Annotated in this window: 19 protein-coding genes; 7 read left to right on the top strand and 12 right to left on the bottom strand. The window is 63.3% G+C overall.

What is annotated here, in order from left to right; genetic code table 11:
- Positions 1 to 128: 128 nt before the first annotated feature.
- On the top strand, positions 129 to 668 hold the full coding sequence (locus H7688_RS04280) for a THUMP domain-containing protein (RefSeq protein ID WP_183359832.1): 540 nt from the start codon (positions 129 to 131) through the stop codon (positions 666 to 668).
- A gap of 79 nt (positions 669 to 747) precedes the next feature.
- Here the strand turns inward: H7688_RS04280 and H7688_RS04275 are convergent, their stop codons facing one another.
- Entirely contained in the window at positions 748 to 2,196 is a 1,449-nt protein-coding gene (locus H7688_RS04275) for a transglutaminase-like domain-containing protein (protein WP_183359831.1), read from the bottom strand.
- A gap of 441 nt (positions 2,197 to 2,637) precedes the next feature.
- Here H7688_RS04275 and H7688_RS04270 point away from each other — a divergent pair, with 441 nt between their 5' ends.
- Together H7688_RS04270 and H7688_RS04265 are read left to right on the top strand one after the other, a co-directional pair.
- Positions 2,638 to 4,923, top strand: a complete 2,286-nt coding sequence (locus tag H7688_RS04270) for a sigma 54-interacting transcriptional regulator (protein ID WP_183359830.1) — start codon at positions 2,638 to 2,640, stop codon at positions 4,921 to 4,923.
- Between the two features lie 245 nt (positions 4,924 to 5,168).
- Positions 5,169 to 5,342: a ribbon-helix-helix protein, CopG family gene (locus tag H7688_RS04265; RefSeq protein ID WP_183353411.1), complete on the top strand. Its 174-nt coding sequence runs from the start codon at positions 5,169 to 5,171 to the stop codon at positions 5,340 to 5,342.
- A gap of 228 nt (positions 5,343 to 5,570) precedes the next feature.
- Here H7688_RS04265 and cysS read toward each other — a convergent pair whose 3' ends face one another.
- From cysS to H7688_RS04235, 6 genes are all read right to left on the bottom strand, one after another.
- Positions 5,571 to 7,013: a cysteine--tRNA ligase gene (gene cysS / locus H7688_RS04260; RefSeq protein WP_183359829.1), complete on the bottom strand. Its 1,443-nt coding sequence runs from the start codon at positions 7,011 to 7,013 to the stop codon at positions 5,571 to 5,573.
- Between the two features lie 150 nt (positions 7,014 to 7,163).
- Positions 7,164 to 8,846 carry a glutamine--tRNA ligase/YqeY domain fusion protein gene (locus tag H7688_RS04255; RefSeq protein ID WP_183360342.1) on the bottom strand — a complete coding sequence of 561 codons (1,683 nt, stop codon included), beginning with the start codon at positions 8,844 to 8,846 and terminating at the stop codon, positions 7,164 to 7,166.
- 152 nt (positions 8,847 to 8,998) lie between these two features.
- Positions 8,999 to 9,475 carry a 2-C-methyl-D-erythritol 2,4-cyclodiphosphate synthase gene (ispF, locus tag H7688_RS04250; protein WP_183353408.1) on the bottom strand — a complete coding sequence of 159 codons (477 nt, stop codon included), beginning with the start codon at positions 9,473 to 9,475 and terminating at the stop codon, positions 8,999 to 9,001.
- 21 nt (positions 9,476 to 9,496) lie between these two features.
- Positions 9,497 to 10,195 carry a 2-C-methyl-D-erythritol 4-phosphate cytidylyltransferase gene (ispD, locus tag H7688_RS04245; RefSeq protein ID WP_371873157.1) on the bottom strand — a complete coding sequence of 233 codons (699 nt, stop codon included), beginning with the start codon at positions 10,193 to 10,195 and terminating at the stop codon, positions 9,497 to 9,499.
- Positions 10,196 to 10,292: 97 nt separating this feature from the next.
- Positions 10,293 to 11,696, bottom strand: coding sequence for an L-seryl-tRNA(Sec) selenium transferase (selA, locus tag H7688_RS04240; RefSeq protein WP_183359827.1), 1,404 nt, complete (start codon positions 11,694 to 11,696; stop codon positions 10,293 to 10,295).
- A gap of 262 nt (positions 11,697 to 11,958) precedes the next feature.
- Positions 11,959 to 12,651, bottom strand: coding sequence for a GntR family transcriptional regulator (locus H7688_RS04235; protein ID WP_183359826.1), 693 nt, complete (start codon positions 12,649 to 12,651; stop codon positions 11,959 to 11,961).
- A gap of 138 nt (positions 12,652 to 12,789) precedes the next feature.
- Between H7688_RS04235 and H7688_RS04230 the strand changes: the two genes are divergently transcribed.
- Positions 12,790 to 13,842 (top strand): potassium channel family protein, encoded by a 1,053-nt coding sequence (locus H7688_RS04230; protein WP_183359825.1) that lies wholly within the window; start codon positions 12,790 to 12,792, stop codon positions 13,840 to 13,842.
- On the top strand, positions 13,835 to 14,605 hold the full coding sequence (locus H7688_RS04225) for a sugar phosphate isomerase/epimerase family protein (protein ID WP_183359824.1): 771 nt from the start codon (positions 13,835 to 13,837) through the stop codon (positions 14,603 to 14,605). Before H7688_RS04230 ends, H7688_RS04225 begins: the two co-directional genes overlap by 8 nt.
- 194 nt (positions 14,606 to 14,799) lie before the next feature.
- On the opposite strand, the gene H7688_RS04220 is transcribed toward H7688_RS04225, so the two are convergent.
- From H7688_RS04220 to H7688_RS04200, 5 genes are all read right to left on the bottom strand, one after another.
- The gene (locus H7688_RS04220) at positions 14,800 to 15,306 is read right to left on the bottom strand and encodes a PaaI family thioesterase (RefSeq protein ID WP_183359823.1); all 507 of its coding nucleotides are present in this window, start codon (positions 15,304 to 15,306) and stop codon (positions 14,800 to 14,802) included.
- 11 nt (positions 15,307 to 15,317) lie between these two features.
- Complete coding sequence (locus H7688_RS04215) at positions 15,318 to 15,806, bottom strand: DUF2127 domain-containing protein (protein ID WP_183359822.1); 489 nt, start codon at positions 15,804 to 15,806, stop codon at positions 15,318 to 15,320.
- Between the two features lie 22 nt (positions 15,807 to 15,828).
- Positions 15,829 to 16,140 carry a putative quinol monooxygenase gene (locus H7688_RS04210; protein ID WP_183359821.1) on the bottom strand — a complete coding sequence of 104 codons (312 nt, stop codon included), beginning with the start codon at positions 16,138 to 16,140 and terminating at the stop codon, positions 15,829 to 15,831.
- 18 nt (positions 16,141 to 16,158) lie between these two features.
- Complete coding sequence (locus H7688_RS04205) at positions 16,159 to 16,734, bottom strand: class I SAM-dependent methyltransferase (protein WP_183359820.1); 576 nt, start codon at positions 16,732 to 16,734, stop codon at positions 16,159 to 16,161.
- Between the two features lie 68 nt (positions 16,735 to 16,802).
- Positions 16,803 to 17,132 carry a DMT family protein gene (locus tag H7688_RS04200; protein WP_183359819.1) on the bottom strand — a complete coding sequence of 110 codons (330 nt, stop codon included), beginning with the start codon at positions 17,130 to 17,132 and terminating at the stop codon, positions 16,803 to 16,805.
- A 360-nt stretch (positions 17,133 to 17,492) separates the two neighbouring features.
- On the opposite strand from H7688_RS04200, the gene H7688_RS04195 reads away from it, so the two are divergent.
- Both H7688_RS04195 and H7688_RS04190 read left to right on the top strand, forming a co-directional pair.
- Complete coding sequence (locus tag H7688_RS04195; protein WP_183359818.1) at positions 17,493 to 18,938, top strand: glyceraldehyde-3-phosphate dehydrogenase; 1,446 nt, start codon at positions 17,493 to 17,495, stop codon at positions 18,936 to 18,938.
- 169 nt (positions 18,939 to 19,107) lie between these two features.
- On the top strand, positions 19,108 to 22,662 hold the full coding sequence (locus H7688_RS04190) for a DUF748 domain-containing protein (RefSeq protein ID WP_183359817.1): 3,555 nt from the start codon (positions 19,108 to 19,110) through the stop codon (positions 22,660 to 22,662).
- The last annotated feature ends 39 nt before the right edge of the window (positions 22,663 to 22,701 follow it).

Below are 22,701 nucleotides of genomic sequence, written 5' to 3'. Positions count from 1 at the left end.
ACCAGAAAAGTCTCGGCAGCTTTGACAGTTTTCGATGCCATGTTAGACTTTGCGAGTTTCTTGGGGCCCGTTAATGTGATTCCGGAATTTCGGACAGCGGTTGTGCCGTTGGCTGGGAGGAGGAGGCGATGCACGACTGGAACGTGGTGATCACCGTCAACGAGGGTGGGTTCAATCCGGCGCGCAAGCTTCTGGAGCACTACGGCAACGTCGATCGCACCGACTACTTCAACATCCTGCTCATGCACCAGGAGGAACCCCGGCAGCTGCTGGAAACGCTGCGTCGTGAGGCCCTGCGTGACCCCGAGGCCTTGGCTCCGCTGGCACGGGTCATGCCGGTGTTCGAAACCTTTTCCTTCCAGAGTGCGGCGGATTTCGAGGGGAAGGCGCGCCGCGCGGTCAATCGCTGGCTTCCCGAACTGGGGGGGCGCAGCTTCCATCTGCGCATGCACCGGCGTGGCTTCAAGGGAAAGCTCTCCAGTCTGGACGAGGAGCGTTTTCTGGACACCTACCTGCTCGAGGGGCTGCAGATGGCGGGCAACGAGGGTGAGATCAGCTTCGAAGATCCGGACGTCATCGTCGCCCTGGAGACGGTCGGCCCGCGGGCGGGACTTTCGCTGTGGACCCGGGAAGAGTTGGAGCGCTATCCGCTGCTGCACCTCAACTAGGGGCTTACTCTTCCAAGGCGTGGACGCAAAAAAAGGTCCCGCCAGAAAGACGGGACCTCGTTATTGCCATACCAACCGGCTAGTAAGCCAGCTCCACGACCTTGGCCTTGACCCTGCCGATCACCCCTGCCAAGAGGGCCAGGTCGTCGTTGCTGTCGCCCTGCACCAGTTTCAGGTGGGTAAGGTTGGCGGGAACCTCGCCGAAGGTCGGGTCGACGGGGACCCAGGTGCCGTTCAGGTAGCTCTCGGCCCAGGCGTGGTAGAGAAATCCCTTACCGTCGGCGTAGACCAACCCGGAAACGAAGCGGGTCGGGATGCCGGCGCTCCTCGCCAGCGCGGTGTAGAGCCTGGTGTGGGTCTGGCAGTTGCCGGCCCGGGAGGTGAGGGTTTCGACCGGTGACTGGTTGTCGGTCACGGCAGGCTTGATCTCGCGGGCGACCCACTGAACCAGGAGCCGCACGGCCTGGGCCGGATCCTTCTGGGAACTGAGGATTTCGTTTTTCAGGGCTGCGATCTTCGGGTTGTCGCTGGGGATGCGTTGGCCCGGTTCCAGGTCGGCCGCCCCGGGTGGCTCGGCAGACGCTGCCTGGAGCGCCGGATTGGGGAGGAGGAAGCGGACCGTGCCGCCGTCCAGACGGTTCACCTGTTGCCCGCTCCCCTGCAAAAGCGGAAAGCCGGCCGGGATTCCGGTGAGGTCGAGCACCAGCTTTTTCAGCTGCGTGGGGCGCTCCAGCGGCGGGTTCAGCTTCACCAGGCTGAAATCGAGGGCCAGGTCGCCTTTGGCCAGAGCCGCCTCGGCCAAGGCTGCCTTGGCGGTCGTTTCTTGCTCTGCGATGGTCAGCACCAGGTCGTCGCGTACCGATTCTTTCACAGTGTTCCCCTTCAGGTCGACCCAGATGTCGTTGTCGACCACGGGATACAGGTCGTTACGCAGGTGCACCAAGGTCCCCTGCGGGGGAAGGGTCTCGACGCCGACCACCTCGACCTTTACCTGTTTCACCTTTACCGACTCGCTGTCCAGCATGGCGAGCTTAAGAGTCTTGCCAGTGGGGGTTCCCTGGATGAGCGGGTAGAAGTTAAGTACCGGCGGGGGGTAAACCGGCCCCTTTGCTTTCAGGGTGCGCTCCTTTTTGCCGTCACCTGATTCCGTGATGACCCTGATCCCCTTGGGGGTCAGTTCGCCGCGCACCGAGAGAGGGCTGCCGTCGATCCGGCTTTCGGCGCTGAAGGAGCGCAGGGCGAGATCCCGTCCCACCAGATAGCTCTCCTTGGTGGTGGCCTCGCGAGAAACCGCCATGATCCGCATCTTGACGCTGCCGTCGCTGTCGATCCGGTAGCCGTCGGGTACCTCGGCGATGCTCAGGTGGGCGAAACCGACCCGCTCACCGCCGACGATGATGGTGAACCAGCGCTCGCCCACCGGAGGGGCCGCCAGTTTGGGGATCCCAGCCGCCTTGACCAGCAACGGGGCCAGGACCAGGGTTACGATGAACAGCAGCCGCCACGCGGCGGCGCGAAAGGTACGCATAAGAGACTCCAGGAGGACCGGCAGGACCGCAGCCAGGCCGCTTTCTCGGTATATTCACCACTAAGCAGAGGTATAGCACAGCACGGGGCGCAGGCGCAATTCTCGGCGGTGCAGCAGCCTATGCCCCTGTAGCCGCGATACCGACATGGGACTACGAAAAAAAGCCGCTAAATAAGTACCTTGCGGCGTGTGGGGGTGGGGGCTATAATAAAATCAAAGTTTAGAGTTGCGGAGGATCGTCGGATCCTCCTTCCCCTAGCTGACTTGCCCTCCTAGTCGCTAGGGTTTTTTTTGTCCAAAGTGCGTTTCCTGCCCTGGGACCCCAAGCCTGGTTCACCCCCCAAATGGCATCGGCTGTTTCCCTTTGCAAGGAGCTGTGCCATTTCTTGCACACTTTTCGGGAATGGTTTATAGTGGCGCAAAAATCCTACACGAGGCGCCATGTACCCCATAGTCACCATCACCGATCAGTGCCGAAAGTGCTACTCATGCGTGCGCAGCTGCCCGGTCAAGGCGATCAAGGTCGAGAAGAACTACACCGAGATCATCTTCGACCGCTGCATCGGTTGCGGCAACTGTCTGAGCACCTGCCCCCAGCACGCCAAGGTCATCGCCGACAACATCACCAAGACAGAGGAACTGCTCGGCTCGGAGGTTCCGGTGGTTGCGGTGCTCGGCTGCTCGTTCCCGGCATTTTTCCACTACGCCTCGCCGGGGCAGCTCGCGGCGGGTCTGCACCAGCTGGGATTTGCCGAGGTGCACGAAGGGGCGAGCGGCGTCGAGCTCATCGGCCCCGAGTACGCCGAGGCGATCCGCTCGGCCAGCTTCCCGCTCATCTCGTCGCACTGTCCGGCCGTCGTCGACCTGGTCGAGCGGCACTACCCGCAGCTGATCGACAACCTGGTCCCGGTAGTCACCCACATGCTTGCCATGGGACGCTTCGTGAAGCAGGTCCTGGGAAACCACGTAAAGGTGATCTACATCAGCTCCTGTATGGCCGGCAAGTTCGAGGTGCAGACCGAGGAGACCAAGGGGGCCGTGGACGTGGTGCTCACCTACCGGGAACTCGAGTCGATGTTCCGGGCCCGGGCCATCGATCTCAGTGTGCTGGACGACGTTCCGTTTGACGGCCGCGAGCCGAACATGGGGCGCATATTCGCCCTCTCCCAGGGTTCCTTCAAGGCCTTCGGCATCGAGGCGGATCCGCTGGACACCGACGTAGTGACCGCCGAGGGTGAGGTCAACGTCATGGGGATCGTAAAAGACCTTGCCGCCGGGCGGATCAGCCCGAAACTGGTCGACCTGCGCTTTTGCTACGACGGCTGCATCGGCGGCCCGGGGCGCAACGACGACCTCACCGAGTACTCCCGGCGCAACCTGGTGATCTCCCACTACCGGAAGAAAACCCCGTACCGGGTCACCCCCAAGTACCAGGATGCCAATCCGGTGTCGCTGCAACGCACCTTCTCGAGCAAGCATGCGAAGCTCCCCATCCCCAAGGGGGCCGATGTCAAGAAGATCCTCCAGGCCACCAACAAGTTCACCCAGAAGGACGAGCTCAACTGCCGGACCTGTGGCTACCGCACCTGCCGCGAGTACGCGGTGGCGGTCTACCAGGGGCTCGCCGACCTGGAGATGTGCCTGCCGCATAACCTGCAGCAACTCGAGGAGGAACGCGGCCGTCTGATCCAGAAGTACGAACTGGCCAAGCGCGAGCTGGACCGCGAGTACGGCGACGAGTTCATCGTAGGGAGCGACAGCAGGACCCTCGAGGTGCTCGAGCAGATCAAGCAGGTCGGCCCGACCCCTACGACGGTGCTGGTGCGCGGCGAATCGGGGACCGGCAAGGAGCTCGCCGCGCGCGCCATCCACCGCTACTCGAAGCGCAACGACAAGCCGCTGGTCACGGTGAACTGCACCACCATCACCGATTCGCTCCTGGAGAGCGAGCTCTTCGGCCACAAGAAGGGGTCGTTCACCGGTGCGATCACCGACAAGAAGGGTCTCTTCGAGGCGGCCGATGGTGGCACCATCTTCCTCGACGAGATCGGCGACATCACCCCGAAGCTGCAGGGGGAACTCTTGCGGGTACTGGACCTGGGCGAGGTGCGCCCGGTAGGCGGCACGGTCGCCAAACGCGTCGATGTGCGCCTGATCGCCGCCACCAACAAGTCGCTCGAGGACGGGGTGCGCGAAGGGTGGTTCCGCGAGGATCTCTACTACCGGCTCAACGTCTTCTCCATCATGATGCCCCCCTTAAGAAGCCGCGTGGAGTCGATCCCCCAGTTGGCACACCACTTCCTGGAGAAGGCCCGCAACAAGCTGAACAAGAACATCGAGGGGATCGAGGAGCGTGCCGTCAACGCCATGGTGAAGTACCCGTGGCCGGGCAACATCCGCGAGATGCAGAACGTCATCGAGCGTGCGGCGGTCTTGACCCACGACGACGTGATAAAGCTGGGGAACCTGCCGCTCTCTTTTGCCGAGAGCTACGCCGAAGATGGGGAGGAACCCATTGATCTGCGGTCTTTTAAAAAGGAGCGGGAACCCCACGTGCTGCGGGTGGAGAAGAAGCTCATCCAACGCTATTTAGCGGACGCCGGAGGCAATGTGTCAAAAGCGGCACAGCTTGCCAATATCCCCAGGCGCACGTTTTACCGGCTTTTGGACAAGCATGGGCTCAAAGGGAGGTTCATTCGGGCCCGCGAGGAGGAGTTCGACGAGTAAATTTCAGAACAGGGCAGCCCCGGATAGGTCAAAATGATACAATTGGGTAGATTTGGCAAGCCTGTGCCAAAAGTGGCGCACTTTGTATACGGAGAAATATAACAAAATATTAATGCTGTTTTTAAATCGCGTGGGATTACAGAGAGTTATGTAGACACATAACCATTTTGGGTGCTTGGCACGCATATAGCAATATTATGGGCGTGTAGCACATCATTTCACACATAACCTAAGGGGTGAACAAAATGGGCAGAATGAGAGAAAATCCGAGGTACAACGTCATTTCCATGAGGATCAGCGACGCAGAGCGCGAGACCCTTGAGCAGATCATGCTGAGCACCAAGAAGAGCGTCTCCGACATCATGCGCGAAGCTATGGAGCTCGTGAAGTCGAGGGCGATGGACAAACAGGCGGCCTAACGGGCCGCCTGAACCCACCACACACCAAAAAAACGGCCGCTCGTAGCGGCCTTTTTTTGTATCCTTTTGCCGCCACCTGTCTGGCACAGGGTAGCGGAAAGCGGCGGCCGGTTTGAGAACCGGGCCACCCCCTTTCCGTCATCCAGGACGTGCCGGCCAACGCACCCCCGGCACACGCCTTCCCTGCCACGCTTCTGACAGAAACGACAACATATTGACAGACTATTCCTACTTAACCTGCCAGGTGGTCCCTTGGGCGCTGTCCAGCAGGACGATGTTTTTCGCCAAGAGCTCGTCCCTGATCTGATCGCTCTTCTTGAAATCCTTCGCCTTGCGTGCCTCGGCACGCTCGGCGATGAGACGCTCGATCTCCTCGATCGGAATATCCATCCCCTCGGTCTTGCGCGCCTTGATCCGTTCCAGGAATTCGGCCGGCTTGGAATCGAGCACCCCCACCACCTTCGCCACCTTGGCCACCTCGACCTGCACCTGGGTCAGGAGCGCCTTCGGAGCGTGGGGGAGGCACTTGTTGATGGCGCGCACCAGGTCGAAGACATGGCCTAAGGCAAGTGCGGTGTTGAAATCGTCATCCATCGCCTCGCTGAAGCGGGCCGCGAGCGCCTGGCACTTCTCCTCCAGTTCGGCGCACTCCTCGGTGCGTGAGGGGTCCTCACTTCCCGCAAGCCTCTCGTCCACCCCGGCCAGCGCCTTGTAGATCCGCTCCAGACCGGCTTCGGCGTCGTTGAGGTTCTGGTCCGAAAAGTCGATGGGCGAGCGGTAGTGGGCGGAGAGCAGGAAGAAGCGCAGCACCTCGGCGTCGTAGCGCTCGAGCACTTCCTTGATGGTGAAGAAGTTCCCCAGCGACTTGGACATCTTCTCGGCGTTGATGTTCACGAAGCCGTTGTGGATCCAGTACTTGACGAACGGCTTGCCGGTGGCCGCCTCGGTCTGCGCCATCTCGTTTTCGTGGTGCGGAAAGACCAGGTCCTTGCCGCCGCCGTGGATGTCGAAGGTCTCGCCCAGGTACTTCATGCTCATGGCGGAGCACTCGATGTGCCACCCGGGGCGCCCCTGTCCCCAGGGGGACTCCCAGAACGGCTCACCCGGCTTGGAACCCTTCCAGAGGGCGAAGTCCATCGGGTGCTGTTTGCGCTCGTCTACCTCGATGCGGGCGCCGGCCTGCATGTCCTCCAGGTTCCTTTTGGAGAGCTTCAGGTAGCTTTCGTACTTGTCCACGGAGAAGTTCACGTCGTTGCCGGCCTGGTAGGCGAAGCCGCGCTCGATGAGCCGCTCGATGAGGCCGATTATCTCACCGATGTGCTCGGTCGCCTTGGGCTGGTGGGTCGGGAGCAGCATGAACAGCCGCGCCATGTCCACGTCGAACTCGTGGATGTAGCGCTCGGAGATCACGTTGTAGGGGACCCCTTCGCGGTTGGCGCGGTTGATGATCTTGTCGTCGATGTCCGTGTAGTTGCGGACGTAGTTGACCTCGAACCCTTTGGCGCCCAGGTAGCGGTAGATCATGTCGAAGACCACGCCGGCGCGGGCGTGGCCGATGTGGCAGTTGTCGTAGACGGTGACGCCGCAGACGTACATGCCGACCTTGCCGGGGGTAAGCGGAACGAACTCCTCCTTGCTGCCGGAGAGGGTGTTATAGACGCGAAGGGCCATGGGGATTTCCTCTTTGGTTAGTGCAGTAAAAACGTGAATCCAGTAAAAGCGTGAACCACAGAGGACACGCAGGGACACAGAGGAAAACCTAAAGTAACACGACTTTCAGGTCTTCCCCTGTGTTTCTCAGTGCGCCTCTGTGGTAAGGCTTTATTTCTTTTCGGTCCAGGAGTCGCGCAGGGTCGCGGTCCGGTTGAAGACCAGCGATTCTGGCTTCGAGTCGCGAGAGTCCGGGCAGAAGTAGCCCAGGCGCTCGAACTGGAAGCGGTCGTCGACGCCGGCCTGGGCCAGGGAAGGTTCCAGCTTGCAGCCGGTGAGCACCTCGATCGACTTCGGATTGATGTTCTCGCGGTAGTCCGCCTCGTTCTTGCCACCGGGGTTCGGGACGGTGAAGAGCCGGTCGTAGAGGCGCACCTCGGCGTCCATCGCGTGGTTAGCGGAGACCCAGTGGATGGTCCCCTTGATCTTGCGCCCGTCGGGGGCGGTGCCGCCGCGGGAAGCCGGGTCGTAGCTCACGCGCAGCTCGACCACCTCGCCGCTTTCATCCTTCACCACCTCTTCGCAGCGCACGATGTAGGCAAAGCGCAGGCGCACCTCGCGTCCCGGGGCGAGGCGGAAGAACCCCTTCTCCGGCTCCTCCTGAAAGTCGTCCCGCTCGATGTAGATCACCTTGGAGAAGGGAACCTTACGGGTACCGAGGGTTGGATCGTTCGGGTGGTTGGCAGCCTCGAACTCCTCGCCGTCCCCCTCGGGATAGCCGTCGATCACCACCTTGAGCGGCTTTAAGACCGCCATGGCGCGCGGCGCCCGCTGGTTCAGGTCCTCGCGCACCGCTTCCTCGAGGATGCTCATGTCGATGAAGCTGTCGCTTTTTCCCACGCCGATGGTCTCGCAGAAGGCACGGATCGACTGCGGCGTGAAGCCGCGGCGCCTGAGGCCCACCAGGGTCGGCATGCGCGGGTCGTCCCAGCCGTCCACCAGCTTCTCCTGCACCAGCTCGAGGAGCTTGCGCTTGCTCATCACGGTATAGGAGAGGTTCAGACGGGCGAACTCGATCTGCTGCGGGTGGCAGGGGACCTCCAGCTTGTCCAGCACCCAGTCGTAGAGCGGGCGATGGTCTTCGAACTCGAGCGTACAGATCGAGTGGGTGATCCCCTCGATGGAGTCCGAGATGCAGTGCGCGTAGTCGTACATGGGATAGATGCACCAGGTGTCCCCGGTCCGGTGGTGCTCCACCTTCTTGATCCGGAAGATGACCGGGTCGCGCAGGTTAAGGTTGGGGGAGGCCATGTCGATCTTGAGCCTCACTACCTTGGAGCCGTCCGCGAACTCGCCGTCGCGCATGCGCTGGAAGAGGTCCAGGTTCTCCTCGACGGGGCGGTTGCGCCAGGGGCTCTCCTTGCCCGGTTCGTTGAGATTGCCGCGGTAGGCACGCATCTCCTCGGCGGAGAGGTTGTCCACGAAGGCGAGTTCCTTCTTGATGAGCGTCACCGCGTGGTCGTAGAAGGCCTGGAAGTAGTCCGAGGCGTAGTGCAGGTGCTCGCCCCACTGGAAACCGAGCCACTTCACGTTCTCGCGGATGGAGTCCTCGTACTCGATCTCCTCCTTGGCCGGGTTCGTGTCGTCGAAGCGCAGGTGGCAGCGCCCCTGGTAGTCGAGCGCGAGGCCGAAGTTGAGGCAGATCGACTTGGCGTGGCCGATGTGCAGGTAGCCGTTGGGCTCGGGCGGGAAACGGGTCACGATGCCGGTGTGCTTGCCGTTTTTCAGGTCCTCGTTGATGATGTTGCGGATGAAGTTGGTCGGTTTTTCGGGTGTCTGGATTTCGGTGGTCATAAGCTCGATCCCGGGCGCCTTCATGAGTGAGGCGCGTTGGAGTAGTTGGTCTTTTCGTTAAGCGGAAGCTGCTCTGCCTTGCGCTGGTACGTCGCTGCGGCCGGGTGCTGCCGCTCTCGTTATACGCTTACGCTGTCTGCCGCGGCAAACCGCTAGCGCTTGTTTTCCAGAAGTGCCACCGCGTAGGAAGCGATCCCCTCGCCGCGGCCGGCGAAGCCGAGCTCCTCGGTGGTCGTCGCCTTCACGTTGACACGCTCCTCGTCGCAGGAGAGGGTGCGCGCGATGTTCACCCGCATCTGCGGTATGTAGCCGGCAAGCTTCGGGCGCTGTGCCACCACGGTGACGTCGACGTTGCCGATCCGGTACCCCTTGGCGTCGGCGAGCGCCATCACGTGGCGCAAGAGCTTCAGGCTGTCCGCCCCCTTGTAGGCGGGGTCGGTGTCCGGGAAGTGCTTGCCGATGTCACCCTCGCCGATGGCGCCCAGGATGGCGTCCGAGAGTGCGTGCAGGAGCACGTCGGCGTCCGAGTGCCCCAAAAGGCCCTTGGTGTAGGGGACGTCGACGCCGCCCAGGATGAGCTTTCTGCCGGCAACCAGCCGGTGTACGTCGTAGCCGTGTCCAATCCTCATTGAAGTCCCCCTTTCTTGATATCAGTGCTGCGCATGGTTTAAAAACGCCTCGGCGAGGATCATGTCCTCGGGCGTGGTGATCTTGATGTTGCGGTAGTCGCCGGAAACCAGGTGCAGCGGCCATCCCTGGCGCTCGAAGAGCGAGGCGTCGTCGGTCCCCAGGAACCCCTGGGCGGCCGCCGCGTCGTGCGCCGCGCGGATCATGCTGTAGCGGAAGGCCTGCGGCGTCTGGGCGAGCCAGAGATCTTCACGGGGCGGGGTTGCGGTGACGATCCCGTCGCGGGCCACCTTCACGGTGTCCTTCACCGGCACCGCCACGACGCAGCCGCCGAAGCTCTCGGCGGCGTCGGCCGCGGCCTTGAGGATGGCCTGGGTCACGAAGGGGCGCACCCCGTCGTGGATCAGCACCAGGTCGTCGGGTCCCGCCGCTTCGATGGCACGCAGACCGTTGTAGACCGAGTGCTGGCGCTCGGCACCCCCCGGCACCACGGCGCGCACCTTGGAAAAACCGTAGCGCTCCACCACCTCGCTGCGGCAGAAGGGGATCTCGGACTCCGGGGTGATCAGGTAGATGCCGTCGATGAAGGGGGCTTCCTGGAACACCTCGAGGGTGTGCGCCAGGATCGGTCTTCCCGCGAGTTGCAGGTACTGCTTGTTCTGCCCCGCCCCCATCCGCTTTCCCATCCCCGCGGCAGGTATCAGGGCGTAGATCTTTTTCACAGGAAGCCTCATGAAAGTGTCTCTGGTATAAGGGGCCGATTATACAGCGGCGCGCTCAAATATCCAAGAACTTCGTGCAGCCGTGGGGTCCCCAGCTTCAGGCAAGCGAGGTGAGTGCCGCGGCGAGGTCGGCGAGATCGCTCTCCAGGAGGGTGCGCGGGTCGAGCAGGAAACCACCCTTGGAGATCCGGCCGATGACCGGGACGCGGAAACCACGCAGGGCGGTCTCGATGTCGTTGGGGGAGAGCCCCTCGCGGCGCACCTCGATGAGCAGGGTGGGGAGGTTCAAAAGCGGCAGCGTGCCACCGCCGGCCTGGGAGAACCCCTCGACGAGCGTGAGGCTCAGCGCGGCGGGGATCCTGCGCCGCAGCTGGCGCATAAGGCGCCGGGCCCGTTCGGCCAGTTCGGGGTAGGGGATGGTGAGCATGCGCAGGGTCGGGATCTCGCGCAGCGCCGTGAGTTCGTCGCGGTACAGCGCCAGGGTGGCCTCCAGCGAGGCGAGGGTGAGCTTGTCCATGCGCAGGGCGCGCAGAAGCTGATGCTTCTTCATCGGTTCGATGAAGGACTTCTTGCCTACGATGATGCCGGCCTGCGGGCCACCCAACAGCTTGTCGCCGCTGAAGGTGATCACGTCCACTCCGGCGCGCACGAACTCCTGCACCGTGGGCTCCTCGCAGGGGAGTTTGCCGGTGAAGTCCACCAGGTTGCCGCTCCCCATGTCCGCCAGCACCGGTACGCCGCACTCGGCGCCCAGGGCGACCAGTTCGGCCGCGCTCACCTCGGCGGTGAAACCGACGACCGCGAAGTTGCTGCAGTGTACCTTGAGAAAAAGTGCCGTCTCGGGGGTTACCGCGCCGCGGTAGTCCTTCGGGTGGGTCCGGTTGGTGGTGCCGACCTCCTTCAAGGTCACGCCGGAAAGCCGCATGACGTCGGGGATCCGGAAGGAACCGCCGATCTCCACCAGCTCGCCGCGCGACACCACCGCCTCGCGGCCGTTGGCAAGCGCGGTGAGGGCGAGGAGTACCGCGGCGGCGTTGTTGTTCACCACGATGGCGGCCTCGGCGCCGGTCAGCTCGCAGATCAGCGACTCGACGTGGCTGTAGCGGCTGCCGCGCTCCCCGAGGGCCAGGTCGAACTCGAGGTTCGAATAGCAAAAGGCGATGTTGTTCAGGGCCTGGCGGGCGGGCTCGGGGAGGATCGAGCGCCCCAGGTTCGTGTGGATCACGATCCCGGAGCCGTTGATCACCCGCCTGAGGCTCGGCGCCTGGAGTCTCTCAAGTTCCCGGGTAAGGGCCGTAACGAGCGCCGCTTCGCCGAAGGCGTCCTGGGCCAGCGCCCCCTTGAGGGCGGCGGCCCGCAGTTCATCGAGCACGACGCGCAGGGCCTTCAGCACCAGGGGCCGGGGATGGCACTCCAAAAGAGCACGCACCGCAGGCCATTCCAGGACCTTGTCCACCTTGGGGATCATCTTGAGCTGCTGCACGCCGCCTCCCTTTCCCATGAGAAAATTCCAGCGGCAAATTTAACCCAAACTCTGGTGAGAGGCAAGAACAACGGTGCTTTGGGAGGTGAAGATCGGGAAAACGGGAGGGGGCACAGGCGTAAAAGGGGGGGCTTGGGTGCGACAGGGACCGGTTGAGATCCTTGGCCGACACGTCCCGGTGCGGGAGAAGGGACGTCGGCCCAGGCGGCAGCTGCCGGTTTCAGGGCGCTGCTGCCAAGGGGGTGCAAGGTGGGGCTGCGGCAGGGGCGGCGGACGGTGCTTAGAGGTCGGTCTCCGGATAGTGGCTGGAGTTCAGTTGGAGGCGCTCCTCTTCGATGAGCACCTTGCCGCCGAACTCGGCATTTTTCTGGACCAGCATCTCGGCCAGCACCGCGTCGCGGTTGCGGAAGGCTTCGATGATCTTCTCGTGCTCCTCGACCGAGATCAGCATGCGTCCGGGCTTGCTGAGCGAGGCGAGCCTGAGGCGCTGGAACTTCTTCAACAGCGCACCGATCATCTCGTGCAGCTTCTCGTTGCCGGCGCCCTTTATGAACGTGTCGTGGAAGGTGTTGTGTACCTTGAAGAAGTGGCGCACATCCCCTTCGGCTGCGATCTCGCGGAGCTTATCGTTGATCCCCTCGAGTTTGGTTATCTCGCGGGTACTGAGCCGGCTGCATGCCTTGCGGGCCGCATACCCTTCCAGTATGCTCTTGATGGCGTAGAACTCCTCGACATCCTTGGGAGAAAACGAGGCGACCAGGGCACCCTTGCGCGGCACCACGGTGAGGTACCCCTCCGATTCCAGCTGGCGGAAGGCCTCGCGGATCGGAGTGCGGCTGATGCCGAATCGGGAAGCAAGTTCCGGCTCCGCTACCTTCTCCCCGGGTTTCAAAGCACCCGTCATGATGGCGTCGCGGATCGTTTCCAGGATCCGTTCCCTAAGGGTTAAATGCTTCTCGACATTCTTCTTCATTGGCCCCCCCAAGATCGCGGAGTATTGTATACAGTATCCATAATTTGTCAAGAACTTCCCCGGAGTTTCAAGCTATTTCGCGCAATTGACTTGAAATTTCGGTTCTGCAACGGTATCTTGTCGCGCCAGGGGGCATTCATGGATCCAGTCCGACATCTTAAAATATCCATCTGCGTGCTGATCTTGCTGCTGTCTTTCGGGACCTTCGGCTACATCGCGATCGAGGGATGGGACATGCTGGACGCCCTCTACATGACCGTGATCACGCTGGGGACCGTCGGTTTCCGCGAGGTGCAGCCCTTGAGTGCACCTGGCAAGGTCTTCACCATGCTGCTCATCTTCTTCGGGGTGAGCGTCATCGGTTACATCGTCGGCAGCTTGGCCCAGATCATGTTCGAGGGGCAGTTCCATCGCATCATCGGGAGGAAAAAGGTGGAAAAGGCGATTGCGGCATTGCAGGATCACTACATCATCTGCGGTTTCGGCCGCATCGGAGCCCTCATCTGCAAGGAGTTCGCGGCCAAACCGCTCCCCTTCGTGGTGGTGGAGAAGGACGCCGAGGCCATCGAGCGGATGGAGACCGACGGCCACGGCTACCTGTTCCTGCGCGGCGACGCCACCGCGGATGACACACTGCTAAAGGCCGGGATCAAGACCGCCAAGGGGCTCATCTCGGTGGTTACCTCGGACACCGAGAACGTCTACATCACCCTGACCGCGCGGGGGCTGAACCCGGACCTCTACATCCTGGCCCGCTCCGGCGAGGAGGGGTCCGAGATCAAGTTGAAGCGCGCCGGCGCCAACAAGGTGGTTTCTCCCTACCTGATCGGCGGCTCCAGGATGGCCCAGGCGATCCTGCGCCCGACGGTGGTCGACTTCATCGAGATAGCGACCGGTCACGAGCACATGGAGCTGCAGATGGAGGAGATCGTGATCCCCGACCATTCCGGCTTCATCGGCGAGAGCCTGGCGAGTTCCGGCTTTCGCAAGGAAACCGGCGTCATCATCGTCGGCATCAAGAAGGAGAGCGGCAAGATGGGGTTCAACCCCGAGTCGCACACCAGGATCGAGTCCGGCGACACCCTGATCGTCCTGGGCGAGCCGACCGCCATCACCAAGCTGGACCAGCTGGTGCGCTGCTCGAACTGCGCCGAGGAAACCATCAAGAAGCACAAGAGGCCCCATGAGTAAGCGCGTCTTCGTCCACGTCCCCTTCCCGCAGCTTGCCGGGCATCTCCCCTACCTCCTGGAAAACCGCCTGAACCCCGAGATTTTCCTCTCTGCCGATGCGCTCGAGGGGCTCAAGCCGGGCGAACTGGAGGGGGTGGCAGAAAAGCTTCAGGGAGGCGGCCTGAGTTGCACCATCCACGCCCCCTTCATGGACCTCAATCCCGGCTCCTTCGAGCGCTACCTGCGCGAGGCGACGCTGACCCGCTTCAACCAGGTGCTCGACGCCGCCGAGATCCTGCGTCCCGAGGTGATGGTCTTCCATCCGGGGTTCGACCGCTGGCGCTACGGCGAGGCGAGCGACCTGTGGCTCACCCACAGCGTGCCGGCCTGGCAGATGGTGCTCGAGCGGGCGCGGCGGATCGGGACCCAGATCGCGGTGGAGAACATCTTCGACGAAGATCCGGAGATGCTCCGGCGGCTCTTCGAGGCGGTGGGGGATCCGCAGCTTGGGCACTGCTTCGACGTGGGGCACTGGAACCTGTTCAAGCAGGTGGGGATGGAGGAGTGGTTCGCGGTACTTGGAGAGCGGATCACCGAGGTGCACATCCACGACAACTCCGGCACCCGCGACGACCACGCGCCGCCGGGCGAAGGCGCCATCGACTTCGAGCTCTACTTCAGTCTCATGGAGCGCTACGCACCGAACGCCGCCTACACCGTCGAGGCGCACAGCAAGGCCGAACTGGAGCGCTCACTGATCGCACTGGAGAAGTGGCTCCGCTAAAGGCGAAGGCTTTCGCCGTAAAAAGGCACAAAAGACGCAAAAATACCCGGCAGCCGTCGATAGGCGAAGCCGGGTTTTTTCGTGAAGGCCTGGTCTCGTCCCCACGCTGGAGTGGGGAACCTGGTGTTTAAATGGTGCCCGACCCCCTCCAGGTTCTCTTTGTGTCTTTTGTGCCTCTCTGAGGCAAAACGCCTTTAGATCTCAATGACCTCGGGATCCCGGTCGCTCGCCACCACGGCCCACTCCTGGGCGTCCCGGTCGAAGTCCGCGATCTTGTCCAAGGGTGCCTTCAGATATTTTCCCTTGCCCGTCACCGCCACCTCGCCCCCTGGCAGCACGATCTCGCCGGTGCCGTGGAAGAAACGGCTGTTCTCCTCGGTGATCCGGCCGACCACCTTCAGTTCGACCCCCAGCGGAATCGGCTTCTTGTAGCTCAGGCTCAGGTCGATGGTGATCCCCCAGATCTCCTCCTCACGCCCCACCAGGATGGCTCGACCGATGGTCTCGTCGAGGATCGCCGAGGCGATGCCGCCGTGCATCCGGCCGGGGTAGCTCTGGTGTTCCTCGCTGGGGGTGAAGGTGGCGATGAGTTCGCCACTTTCGGTCTCGTAGAACGAAGCCTTGAGCCCGGAGCCGTTTTTCAGCCCGCAGATGAAGCAAAGCTTCGAGTTGTACTGTTTCTTCACGATCTTGTGCTGCATGGTCGCTCCTTTCATTTCAAAAACGTGGGGCTCTTGCGCGAGCGCAGCAGCGCGTCGCCCAGGTAGCCGACCACCGCCAGGTTCACCACGAGCACGGTGACCCGCGGCCAGGTGAACTCCCGGGAGGCCTCGAAGATCTCCAGCGGGATGTACATCGCCCCGGAGAGGAGCCCGAACCACTCGGCCCATTGCATCTGGCGCCAGAGCCCGTAGGCCTCGACCAGGCGCACCGTCGCGTAGAGCAGTGCCGACAGGGCGATCATCCAGAGCTGGAGGTCAGTCACCTTGTTGGCGGCGTCGATGAAGATGCTCGGGTAGTGCTTGGCGGGGTTCAGGTGCAGCACCCGGACCAGGTGCATGGCGGCATCGTGCAGGTCCTTGTGGATGAAGGTCAAAAGCCCGCACCCCACCAGCAACACGAGTACCCCTTTCAGCGCCTCGAACAGGGCCACGATGCGCAGCCCACCTTTTGAGGCGGGTTTGACGGGCTTCTTTTTCATGGTTCTCTCCGGAGACGCTCGTTCATCCTTCGGCGCCGGTCAGCACCTTGAGCGAGATCTCCTTGACCAGGGATGCAACGTTTTCCTTGTAGGCGAGCATGTGCGGGGCGGCGAGGTGTGCCTTAAGCGCCTCGAGGCTCTGCCATTTCTCGATGATCGTCACCATGTCGGGGTCGAGTCGCTGCACCGGGATGCCGGAGTCGACGTCGACCGCGGGGTAGTATTCGAGGCAGCCGGCCTCGCGGCGCACCTCGGGGACGTTGGCGTTGAAGATCTGCAGGAAGCTCTCGCGCTCCCCCTCGTGCAGGCGGATCGATGCAATGACGCTGATCATGGACACTCCTTGGGTCGGTCAGGCGATCCTCTCGAAGAGCGAGAGGTAGTTGTAGGGGCCGAGGTCTTTGGTGCCGGTGCACCGGAACCCGTAGCTCGTGACCAGTTCCTGGACCGTTTCCGGCGTGATGCGGACCCCGCGTGGCGGACCCGGCGGGCCGTCCAGCACCTTGAACTCGACCACCGCCAGCGTCCCCCCGGTCCTGACCACCCGGGCCAGTTCGCCCAGTACCCCTCGCTCGGCCTTGACGGCGATGAAGTCGTGCAGCACCGTGGCCATGAGGCAGACGTCGACGCAGCCGTCTTCCAAGGGGATCGACTGGGTCACGTCGGCGACGCCCGCCTGGACCTGCTTGATCTGCCGGGTCTCGATCTCCCGGTTCAGTAGCTCGATCCCCTCGGCCCACAGGTCATAGGCAAAAAGCTCCGCCTCCTTCCCGAGGCGCTCCGCCAGGGCCAGGGTGTAGGCGCCCGCCCCGCAGGCCAGGTCCAGGAGGCAGGTGTCCTCGGTCAGCGGGAGTTCGGCCAAAAGAGCCTGAAAGTCGATGAGTTCGAAACTGCTCTTGCCGGCGCCGATGGGCTTGTCGTCACTCATAAGGTTCCCTCCTTTGACACGAGAAATAGTAAAGAGTTTTCCCGCAGGTACAAGAGAAACAGTTACTGTCAGCTGCGAAAGATGAAGAAGACGGCTCCGCCCAGACAGCAGGCGGCCCACAGGTAGTCGAGCTTGAGCGGCTGCCCCATGTAGAAGACCGCGAAGGGGACGAACACCGAAAGGGTGATCACCTCCTGGATGATCTTGAGCTGCGCCAGCGTGAAGATACCGTAGCCGGCGCGGTTCGCCGGGACCTGCAGCAGGTACTCGAAAAAGGCGATCCCCCAGCTGGCCAGCACGGCGACCAAAAGCGGCGCGGCGCGCAGGTTGCGCAGGTGGGCGTACCAGGCAAAGGTCATGAAGACGTTGGACATGATGAGCAGCACGATGGTTTTCATGAAAGCGGATCCTTCGCGGGATTTAAAGCGAGGTGACAATAGCACGACAGCCCGAGGCTCGCAAGGTGCGGGGGACGCTTGAATCGCGAGTGTGCGGCATGAACCACGGGAAACGCCGCCGCTACCTGGACGATGTCGGGCAATCTTTCACACTGCGTCACGGTTTTTCTGTTTGTTTACGCGAAATAGATGCAGTAGTATACTCAGTTCAGCCTCGCCGATACGCGCCTGTCGCCCTTTGACAGTGGATTCTCCTCCCTGTGCCAGAGCAAGACACGTGCTGTGTTAACGGTTCGCTTTCAGTTACTGGGACAGTGAGAGCGATGCCTGGCTGGAGCAATTCAACAGAAAGGATCGCCCATGAACACCGAGAAACAAGAAGTCTATCTGAAGGAATGGCAGGGACAAGAAGAGTATGCCGAGCGCATGCTCCCTATCATCGGCCACCTGTACCGCGACAACAACGTGGTCACCACCGTGTACGGCCGCTCCCTGGTCAACACCCCCACCATCGACATCCTGAAGGCGCACCGCTTCGCCCGTCTGATCCTGGACGACGAGCTCACCGTGTTGGAAACCTTCCCGGTCCTGGAGGCCTTGGCCAAGCTGGACCTGGCCCCGGCCCGCATCGATATCGGCAGGCTCACCGTGCGCTACCAGGCGCAGGCGGGCCAGCTCGACCTGGACAGCTTCGTGCGGCAGGAACTGGCCGCCGTCAATACCGGCCGCACCCCGCTTCTGAGCGAGCCGCAGGACATCGTGCTCTACGGCTTTGGCCGTATCGGGCGCCTGTTGGCCCGCATCCTCATCGAGAAGTCCGGCAGCGGCGAGAAGCTGAGACTGCGCGCCGCGGTGGTGCGCAAGGGGGGACCCGACGACCTGGTGAAGCGGGCAAGCCTCCTGCGTCGCGACTCGGTGCATGGCCCCTTCAACGGGATCATCACCATCGACGAGGAAGAAAACGCCATCATCGCCAACGGCAACATGATCCGGATCATCTACGCCGACGCGCCGGAGAACGTGGACTACACCCAGTACGGCATCCACAACGCGATCCTCATCGACAACACCGGCAAGTGGCGCGACCGCGAGGGGTTGGGGCGCCACCTGAAGGCCTCCGGGGTCTCCCAGGTGCTCTTGACCGCTCCGGGGAAGGGGGATATCCCCAACGTGGTGTCCGGGGTAAACAACGAGCTCATCGTCACCCAGGAGAAGATCTTCTCGGCGGCGAGCTGCACCACCAACGCCATAGTCCCGGTCCTGAAGGTGATCCACGACCGCTTCGGGATCGTGAGCGGCCACGTGGAGACCTGCCACTCCTACACCAACGACCAGAACCTGATCGACAACTACCACAAGGCCGACCGCCGCGGACGGAGCGCCCCGCTCAACATGGTGATCACCGAGACCGGTGCCGCCAAGGCGGTGGCCAAGGTGCTCCCGGAGCTGACCGGCAGGCTGACCGGCAACGCGATCCGGGTCCCGACCCCCAACGTCTCGCTGGCGATCCTGAACCTCGAACTGGGTGCCGCGACGAGCGTCGAGGAGCTGAACGGCGAGCTGCGTGCCGCCTCGCTCGACTCGCCTTTGCAGAACCAGATCGACTTCACCAACTCGCCGGACGTGGTCTCCAGCGACTTCGTGGGCTCGCGCCACGCCGGCGTGGTCGATTCGCTCGCCACCATCGTGCAGAAGAACCGCTGCGTGGTCTACGTCTGGTACGACAACGAGTTCGGTTACAGCTGCCAGGTAGTGCGCATGGTGCAGCGCATGGCGGGCCTGGAACTCCCCTCCCTGCCGGAGTAACACCCCTTCTGCAGTACGCCTCACCGCAAAGGGCACCCCGTTTCGGGTGCCCTTTCTCCTTGTGCCGCGATAGCTCCGGATTCCGGGGCGGCGAGAGGCCGCGGCACCAATGGGAAGACCTGTAGTACAATAAGGTGCTGGTAAAATTCACGGTCGAGGATGCCCGCGCATGGCTGAACCCGCGCATCAGACAACCAAGGACACGGCGATGAAGGGGGGGCTGCTGCGGCGCACCTTGCTGGTGGTGGCTTGCCTGCTATTCCTGCTGGTACTGGCTGCGGGACTCTACCTGGCCACGCCGCTTCCCGCCCGCCACCTCTCCCGGCTCGCCTCGTCCTATCTGCACCAGAACCTGGTCGTGGCAAAGCTGGAGACCTCCGGCGGCACGCTCTACCTGCGTGGCCTCAGGCTGGATAACCCGCCCGGCTTTCCCAAGGGGAACCTTGCCGTGGCCGATTCAGTGGCTGTCGCGCCGAGCTGGAGCGACCTCGTCGCCGGTCGGCAGCGCTACCGGTCCATCGAACTGAAGGGGCTCAAGGTGAACCTGGAACAGAACAGCCAGGGGACCTGGAACTTCAGCCAGCTGCAGAAAATCCTCACCGCACGCAAAGCTTCCCCCGCCGAAACCAGGATCGATCGACTCACCCTCGATTCTGGCGCGCTCTCCGTCAACGGCCAGGGGCTCAGCGGGATCTCCCTCAAGGTGTACAACCTCGCCACCAAGGGGTCCAGCAGCTCCGACCTCGACCTCTCCTTTGAAGACTCGGGCCGCAACCGCTTCGTCCTCACCGGGAAGCTGCGCCCCGGTCCGGAACCGGAGGCCGACCTGCACCTGGCTGCCCCGAACCTGGTCCTGGAGCGCAGCGCGGCACTCTTGCAGCTCAAGGTGCCGGAGCTTTTGCGGGGTGGCACCGGGAGTCTCGAGCTAAAGGCGGGGCTGCACCGCAAGGAACTCTCCGCCTCGGGCCTGTTGCGCTTCGCCGGCATGAGCTACCGGGTTGCCGGCAAACCTCGGCCGCTGGCCGGACGTCTGGAATTCGCCGCCGGGTACGCCATGGAGCGCGATGCGGCCCGGCTCGACAAGGCACGACTGGAGCTGGACGGTCTGGTACGGGTCACGGCGAGCGCCGCGCTGCGGGGCGTCAAGAAAGAGCGCGCCTTTACTGCCGACCTCGGCTTCAGCGATGTCGACCTGGCACCGCTGGGCGCGCTGGTTCCCGAAAAAGCGCGTCGCGGTCTGGTCGTGGGAGGCAGGCTCTCCGGCGACACGCTGCACCTGGCCGGCCGCGGCAAGGAACTCACCACTGCCACCGGGAGCCTGCAGCTGCGCAAGGGGAGGCTGGAGCGTGCCGGCCGGCTTATCGTCGCGGGGGTTACCGGCGACCTGAAATTCTCCCGCAGTGCCGACGGGGTCCTCACCCAGGGGCGCTTGACCGCATCCGGGGCGAGCCCGGCAGTTGTGGAAGCGCTGGACCTTCCGCTGCAGGTTCGGCTCTCGCCGCAGTTGAAACCGCTGAGCGCCGAGACTTCCGGGTTCTCCGCCCGGGTTCTCAAGACTGACCTGTCCGGGAACGCGGCCTACCACCCTGCGCGCCCCGAGCCCCTGAACCTGTCACTCAAGGTGCCGGCGGCGCGGCTCGCCAACTTCCCGTCGCTGTTGCAGAAGTACGACATAAGCGTAAGCTCCGGTACCGCCGCACTCGACCTCGAGGCATCCGGGCGCGACCTGCAGCACCTCCGGGCGAAGCTTGGCGTGCACCTCACTGACCTCTCCGGCAGGCGCGGCAAGAATGCCCTCGCGGTGAAAAATGCCGTCCTGTCCGCGAAGCTGCAGCGCTCGGCAGGTCATCTCGCCGCCGAGGGGGATGCCGAGCTAAAAGACGCGGCCTGGGACACCACACGGGGTTCGGCCCGGTTCGCCTATAAGCTCGCCGACCGCCAGCTGAACCTCGAGGCGGTCCGCGCGGAACTCGGCACCACCCGGTTCTCCGCCGCCCATCTGAGTACCAGCCTGCCGAGCGTCGGTGCGAAAGGGAGCCCGGCGCCCCTGGCCGCGCAGTTCGACGGCGCCTCGCTTACTACGAAGGACCTGGCTATCGGCTCGCTCGCCGGCTCGCTGCGCGGCCGGCTCATGACCGATGCCGGCGGGCGCTGGCTCGAGGGGGCCGGAGAACTGAGTGCCGCGACAGTTGCCTGGCAGCAGAAACCGGTTGCCGCCCCGGTGCTGAAGCTCAGCTTTTCCAAGGCCGGCGGGAAGGCAGACCTGGGAGGCAAACTGGCCGGTGGCGCCCTGTCCGGGGTGGTTAGCGCAGATCCCTTCGCGCCGGGAAGTGGTACCCGATTCGATCTCACTCTCAAGGACGGGGAGCTGGCGGCGGTTGCCCCGTTTCTTCCCAAGAACGCAACCGTGCTCCCGGCGGCGGGGAAGGTCGACCTGCACCTGGTGGGTAGTTATCAGAAAGGTCCCGGCTTCGCCTGCCGGTTGGACGGCACGGCACGCGAGGTGGCCCTCACCAGGTCCGGAAAGTCGCTCATAACGGGTGCTGCGCTGAACCTGAGCGGAGACCTGGCCAAGGATCAGCTTACCGTCACCAAGGCGAGCATCATCCCCGGCCCCGGCGTGAACCTTGGTATCCAGGGGAGCCTCAGCCGTCCCTTCGCGCCGCAGCGCGCCGGGCGGTTCAGCTTCAGCCTGGCCCAGGTCGCCGCGAGCAGCCTGGTCGAGCCGCTCATCAGCCTCTTGCCGCGGGCACTCCAGGAGGCGAACCTGGACGGCGCGCTGGCGGCACAGGGACGGCTCGACCTGGGGCAGGGGAGCCAGCTGCTCGAGGGGACGCTCGAGTTCAAGGGGGCGCGCTTCGAGCTTCCCCAGCAAAAACTCGTGGTCGCCGGGATCGATGGCCGGTTCCCGTTCTCGCTCGATCTCTCCGGAAAGGCGGGAGGGAAGCCCCCGGAGAGCCTGGCGTTCAGCCGGGACAACTTTGCGAAGCTCCTGGAAAAGCTGCGCACCCAGAGCGGCCGTGGCGAGGTGGTCCGGATCGGCAAAATCGGCTTCGGCCCGCTGGAGCTGGGAACGCTCACCATGCACCTCAACGCAACCCACGGCACCACCGAGATCTCGGCGCTCAGCTCCTCCCTCTACGAAGGCGCGCTGCTCGGGAAGGGGTACCTCACCCTGCACGACGGGGTGAACTACCGCGGCGACCTGTTGCTCAACGGCCTCAGCCTGCGCCAGCTCTGTAGCATCTTCCCCGGGATTAAGGGGTACATCTCGGGGCGGGTGGACGGCGTCTTCAGCGTAAGTGGCGGTGCGCACGGCCTGGCCGGCATCACCGGGTTCACCGAGCTCTGGGCCCGCGAGGGGAAAGGGGAGAAGATGCTGGTGAGCAAGGAGTTCCTGCAGCGGCTCGCCAAGCAGAAGCTGAGCGGCTTCTTCTTCCGCTCGGACCGCAGCTACGACGAGGCGGAGATCAAGGCGATCATGGAAGGGGGCTATCTCACCTTCGACAGCCTGAAGATCGTGCACACCAACTTCATCGGCGTGAAGGATCTCAATGTCTCCATCGCGCCGACCCAGAACCGGATCGCCCTGGACCACCTGCTCGAATCGATCAAGCAGGCTGCCAGCCGGGGTAAAACTGCCACCGGGGCGTCGGCTCCGTCGGCCGCGCCGGAAGCGGCACCCGAGGCGGCGCCGACCCAGGAGTTCAAGTGGGGCGAGTGATCCCGCCGGCACGAGAGGCTTCCCATTAGGGCCAAGCGT

The organism is Geomonas limicola (genome assembly GCF_014193675.1).
Taxonomy (GTDB): Bacteria; Desulfobacterota; Desulfuromonadia; order Geobacterales; family Geobacteraceae; genus Geomonas; species Geomonas limicola.
Note: the sequence above shows the minus strand (reverse complement) of the source record. Positions and strands in the feature narration are given on the sequence as shown.

What these genes read in the sequence shown, in the direction of transcription:
- H7688_RS04215 (WP_183359822.1), bottom strand. Translation starts at nt 15,806, where the DNA reads ATGAAAAAGAAGCCCGTCAAACCCGCCTCAAAAGGTGGGCTGCGCATC.
- H7688_RS04230 (WP_183359825.1), top strand. Translation starts at nt 12,790, where the DNA reads ATGGATCCAGTCCGACATCTTAAAATATCCATCTGCGTGCTGATCTTG.
- H7688_RS04205 (WP_183359820.1), bottom strand. Translation starts at nt 16,734, where the DNA reads ATGAGTGACGACAAGCCCATCGGCGCCGGCAAGAGCAGTTTCGAACTC.
- selA (WP_183359827.1), bottom strand. Translation starts at nt 11,696, where the DNA reads ATGGGAAAGGGAGGCGGCGTGCAGCAGCTCAAGATGATCCCCAAGGTG.
- H7688_RS04195 (WP_183359818.1), top strand. Translation starts at nt 17,493, where the DNA reads ATGAACACCGAGAAACAAGAAGTCTATCTGAAGGAATGGCAGGGACAA.
- H7688_RS04200 (WP_183359819.1), bottom strand. Translation starts at nt 17,132, where the DNA reads ATGAAAACCATCGTGCTGCTCATCATGTCCAACGTCTTCATGACCTTT.
- H7688_RS04280 (WP_183359832.1), top strand. Translation starts at nt 129, where the DNA reads ATGCACGACTGGAACGTGGTGATCACCGTCAACGAGGGTGGGTTCAAT.
- H7688_RS04220 (WP_183359823.1), bottom strand. Translation starts at nt 15,306, where the DNA reads ATGCAGCACAAGATCGTGAAGAAACAGTACAACTCGAAGCTTTGCTTC.
- H7688_RS04210 (WP_183359821.1), bottom strand. Translation starts at nt 16,140, where the DNA reads ATGATCAGCGTCATTGCATCGATCCGCCTGCACGAGGGGGAGCGCGAG.
- ispF (WP_183353408.1), bottom strand. Translation starts at nt 9,475, where the DNA reads ATGAGGATTGGACACGGCTACGACGTACACCGGCTGGTTGCCGGCAGA.
- cysS (WP_183359829.1), bottom strand. Translation starts at nt 7,013, where the DNA reads ATGGCCCTTCGCGTCTATAACACCCTCTCCGGCAGCAAGGAGGAGTTC.
- H7688_RS04265 (WP_183353411.1), top strand. Translation starts at nt 5,169, where the DNA reads ATGGGCAGAATGAGAGAAAATCCGAGGTACAACGTCATTTCCATGAGG.
- H7688_RS04275 (WP_183359831.1), bottom strand. Translation starts at nt 2,196, where the DNA reads ATGCGTACCTTTCGCGCCGCCGCGTGGCGGCTGCTGTTCATCGTAACC.
- H7688_RS04270 (WP_183359830.1), top strand. Translation starts at nt 2,638, where the DNA reads ATGTACCCCATAGTCACCATCACCGATCAGTGCCGAAAGTGCTACTCA.
- H7688_RS04225 (WP_183359824.1), top strand. Translation starts at nt 13,835, where the DNA reads ATGAGTAAGCGCGTCTTCGTCCACGTCCCCTTCCCGCAGCTTGCCGGG.
- H7688_RS04235 (WP_183359826.1), bottom strand. Translation starts at nt 12,651, where the DNA reads ATGAAGAAGAATGTCGAGAAGCATTTAACCCTTAGGGAACGGATCCTG.
- H7688_RS04190 (WP_183359817.1), top strand. Translation starts at nt 19,108, where the DNA reads ATGGCTGAACCCGCGCATCAGACAACCAAGGACACGGCGATGAAGGGG.
- H7688_RS04255 (WP_183360342.1), bottom strand. Translation starts at nt 8,846, where the DNA reads ATGACCACCGAAATCCAGACACCCGAAAAACCGACCAACTTCATCCGC.